The following is a 3,267-nucleotide window of genomic DNA, read 5'->3' as shown; positions in this document are numbered from 1 at the left end:
CGTTGTCTATAGTCAGAATATGACCCAGATTTAGTGCAGTCCAATACTTAATTGGGACTTTATATATGCTGTGGATGCAATAATAGCTGTCATTCGGCGAACTCTTCCGGCGTTCCTTCAGGTTCATCTTGTGACGCCCCCAACGGTGGATTCATGAGTGGATGGATGGATCGATGCATCGATGGATGAACGCGGCGGAAGGCTGGACTGGATGCAGTCGCAAGGGAAGTTGTACGCGCATCACAAAGGATGCCCGGGGGAGCGCTTGTAGGTCCGTGCAGTGGACGTTTGCCACGAGGTTCGCCGAAGAACGGCGAAACAGGCTCCGAAATCGGCTGCTCAACCGGAACGCGAGCCACGGCAGGGGTGTCCTGGAGGCTGGAGCCGTTCAAGTCCGCGATCGATGCCATGCTGGTCGAGGACACCACGACGACCGGATCCACCAAGGAAGATCCTAGCCGGATCAATCATGGGATTCCGCACCATGAGGCAGGACTTCGCATAAGAACAGCCGCTTCTGGCGCCGCTGCGCGTTTTCGAGTCGAGTCCGCTGACACCCCGGGTGGGCCGGTCGTCGATGATCGCGGTTCGGAGGGTGAAGCACTCGATGCCGCTTCCAGGCTGATGCGCTCGGTCAGTGCATGTGACGAACCGCTGGCCAAACGCACGCAACCCGCACAATCATCCGCGTCGAAGGTGAACATCTCATGAGCACTGCAACACCGTCTTCGACGATCACCCCGACGCTGCGCCGGTTGGGTGGGCTGACCGAACAGGCTGGGTTCGGGCCATGGATTTGGCCTGCCGGCGGATCAGCTTACCCCCAATCCATGCCGTGCTCGATGAAGCGCTCACCGTCGCGGGGCAGGAACAACTCTCCTACCAGGGGTTCTTGGCCGAATTGCCACCGCTTGGAATTGGCCGAGGGCAGTTCGTCTGCGTCTGGCCAACCACCAGACCATCCCACCTTTGAATGAGAAAAATTCCCTATCAACTCCTAACGCCGAGCACACTGCCTCACTCAGTCGGCCAACGCCTGAACCATCGTGGGACGACGTGATGACCTGTGACTATTGGTCGAATACCCCAGGGAAGTCGCGGGAGGAGCCTATCGGGCGCCTCACCTCATCGAACCCCGACAGATGGTCCATGTGGTCCGCCCCCAGAGCGTGTTCATAGATAATGTGAGTGCGGGTGGAAGCAACGACCGGATGCATGCTCACCTGGGTGGCAACAATGTCCCTCAGCTGATTCGTCGAAGTGCAGACCAAGTGGATCAAGAAGTCTTCGTCTCCGCCCATGAAATACAGATTCAACACGCTCGGAAGCCGAGTCAACAAATTGGCATACTCCTGAACGTGCGGTCGAGCCTGTGCGCGTAAACGAACGAAAACCATAGCCTGTATCGGCAACCCGACCCTCTTGAAGTCGATTTCAGCGTGGGACGACTTGAGTACCCCTGCCCGTTTTAGAGCCGATGCCCGAACAGATACGGTCGACGGGGACACGTTTAGGAGTGCCGCGAGCTCCGATATCGTTATCCGCCCATTTCTGACGAACTCCCAGAGTATCTGTTCGTCTAGCTCATCTACCAGCTCGTACGCGCTGCCCGCGGCCTGGCCGGGGTTACCAACTTTTGTCATCTATCTCGCTTCCATGCATCGCCACTGGTCAGTTTGCGTGGTCCCACCGAAGACCGTCGCTACTTTGTGCCCCCGCGGCAGTGACTTCATGTCACTGATCACAGTGCGCCCTCGTCGCAGTAAAGGTGGGTTGGCAAGATCGTTTTGCCGCTTATCACATTACCGTTTGTCGCCGCGTGAACGGTGAGCCCTGTCACAGTCGACCCCGCCTCCCGCACGATGGCCAAGCATAGGGAGGCCCTCCTCATGGCGGTGACGTCGACTGCTAACAGATATGAGGGCCCTTCCCGCATGGTGGGAGTGTCCGTTTAGCGGTGGACTGGCCGTTGGCATTTAGTTGATTCTTCCGTCGAAGGTGATGGCGAGGGCGTGCAGTGCTGGCTCCCACCTTGTGGCCCATCGTGCCCTGCCTTTGCCGGTCGGTTCCAGTGCCCGGGTCGCTAGGCAGAGGCATTTCAGGGCCGCTCGGTGGGTATGAGCCAGGCTCGGACCGCGCGCCGGTAACCAGCGTTGACGGATTCGATGGCGTTGGTGCATCAGTTGACCCGCCGGATTTTCACGCATGGGTCCAGACACGGCACGAACTCGCCCCAGGCGTTCTCCCACAGTCGGGTGATTGCCGGGTACTGCCGGCCCACGTGGTCGTTCCCTCGCGTCGGCCTCGGACGGTGCCGTGTAGAGCCGGCGCAGGTCTCGGGCATTTCGTCTCAGTACAGGCGGGCGGCATGGCGGAAGGTGTCGCGGATCAGGTGCGCGATGCAGGCTCCGCCGTCAATTTGGGGGCATTTCGGTGTTTTCTCCGGGCAGGCGCTCGTGTGTGGACCGGGGGCCACGGGGGAGCAACGTAAGCGGCTCCGTCAGGCCATGCTGATTTCGGCCGCTGGGCCCGGCCTGTGCTCGCCGCCGGGTTCTAGGTCACGTACCGCGCTGGTGTTTCGAACCGGTCCATGTCCGGGCTCGCTTAGTCGATGAACACATCGGCTACCAAGGCTGATGCCCAAGGGAATGGTCGCGAGAAAGCCCCGGGCGGTCGGAAAGGGAACCATCGCTGGCCTCACGCGGTCACTCGAGAACTCGCCCCGACGTTCCTTTCGCCCCGGGGACTCTCAGGGGGGTGTCGCTGCAACCCTTGCATGAATATCGTCTAATTTCGAAAAACCTTCGATAGCCAACCCCATCTGTCAATGTTTCTCTACTCTGGATCCAAGTCGAAGCCGTGTAACCACGGCCCAGTTTGGTCGGTGCGTCGTTGCGAGCAAACCGCGATACCGATAGGAAAGGAAACTGCTTGGCCCCCATCCCAAAACCTATTTTTTCTAGGTGAGGCTCGTCGGGGACCGTCTGGTCGGCATCATTTCCTAGGACCAGGGCCCGTTCTCACTAGCGTCGAAACAGGCAGGCTCAGGATATCGCCCGGTATTCGCATTGAGTGTGTACATGCCGGTATGGGTGGTAGCCCCGCCAGGAGAGCAGCAGGAGTAAGCGACGGTCAACGAATTTGCGAAAGACTGGGAAAGTGCCCAGGTAGCAATAATTAACGCAAAAATTAACGCAAAAAAATATACAAGATTTAAAAGCTGGCATTGGGCATTAGTTAATCCAGCCAAGTCAGCCCTGAACAATT

The 3,267-nt window shown here is 58.6% G+C and carries 1 protein-coding gene; it reads right to left on the bottom strand.

Going from position 1 to position 3,267, the window contains the following annotated elements:
- Positions 1-1,070: 1,070 nt before the first annotated feature.
- Positions 1,071-1,643: an Lrp/AsnC family transcriptional regulator gene (locus CXQ91_RS24045; RefSeq protein WP_104176355.1), complete on the bottom strand. Its 573-nt coding sequence runs from the start codon at positions 1,641-1,643 to the stop codon at positions 1,071-1,073.
- Between the last annotated feature and the right edge of the window lie 1,624 nt (positions 1,644-3,267).

The organism is Arthrobacter sp. Y81, assembly GCF_002929335.1.
Lineage (GTDB): Bacteria > Actinomycetota > Actinomycetes > Actinomycetales > Micrococcaceae > Arthrobacter.
This window is presented reverse-complemented; position numbering and strand designations above follow the sequence as displayed.